The sequence below is a fragment of the Nostoc sp. UIC 10630 genome (genome assembly GCF_010747425.1).
Classification (GTDB): domain Bacteria; phylum Cyanobacteriota; class Cyanobacteriia; order Cyanobacteriales; family Nostocaceae; genus Nostoc.
In genome coordinates this window covers 1-922 of sequence record NZ_JAAGOG010000461.1, presented here as the reverse complement: position 1 = coordinate 922, position 922 = coordinate 1, and the positions used below count along the sequence as shown (strand labels likewise).

Below are 922 nucleotides of genomic sequence, written 5' to 3'. Positions count from 1 at the left end.
CTGCTCCTCTGCTCCCCTGCCCCCCTTCCTCAAAATTTCCTAACAAAACCACACTAAACTGCTCAGAAACCACCAATGTAAACCTTCGCCTTTGCCACTCCACAGGTATGCAAATCCGCGCCAAAACAGCTTCTGTCAGTACCAGAGTGGCACTTTCCACTGTTTGAGCCATTTGTTCCAACAATTCCCCAAGCTGATTAAATACAACAATAGGCAAGGTTCGAGAAAAGCTCAAATCAGGAGAACTAAGCATTTTTAATCATTACTGGTAAGAGGGGACTAAATGCAGGGAAAAAGTTTGTTTTGATTGTGTAATAACCAATAGTTTAAGACGGTAATACAGCATTATGCATCGTATAAGTAGCACATCGGGTGGATGGAATCAGTCAGAGGGTTTAATTTTTCTAGAACAAACTCCAGCGCCTTTCGTGTTGATTACGGCTGCTGATACCGACATTCAAACTTTGGCAGTTGCGGTTACGAAATTACCTCCACAATTTCCTGCCTTAAGAGTCGCCAATCTATTGCAATTGCAGCAACAGTTAAGCATAGATACTTATGGAGAGCAAGTTTTAGAGCTTGCTCAGGTAATTATTTTGCGCCTGTTAGGAGGACGTTCTTACTGGGGTTATGGCTTAGAAGTAGTGCAAGAAATTGTGCAACGTAATGGTAGAACCCTCATTGTAATGCCAGGGGACGACGCTTTTGATCCCGACTTAATTTCTCAGTCTACCGTGCCTTTAAGTGTTGCTAACCAGGTATGGCAGTATTTTAGCGAAGGCGGCGTAGAAAATTTTGTTAATGCTCTGCAATTTATCTCCGATAGTTGCTTGTCAACTGTATACAATCCCCTGCCACCTCGGCCGATTCCCCGTGTGGGATTGTATGAATGGGGAATGGGAGCAGGGGGAGCAGGGGAGGC

The 922-nt window shown here is 44.4% G+C and carries 2 pseudogenes; one reads left to right on the top strand and one right to left on the bottom strand.

Going from position 1 to position 922, the window contains the following annotated elements:
- Positions 1-253 (bottom strand): annotated as a pseudogene (locus G1O98_RS38385) (sensor histidine kinase); the annotation flags it as partial.
- Between the two features lie 94 nt (positions 254-347).
- Between G1O98_RS38385 and G1O98_RS38380 the strand changes: the two are divergent.
- Positions 348-922: pseudogene (locus G1O98_RS38380) on the top strand (cobaltochelatase subunit CobN); the annotation flags it as partial.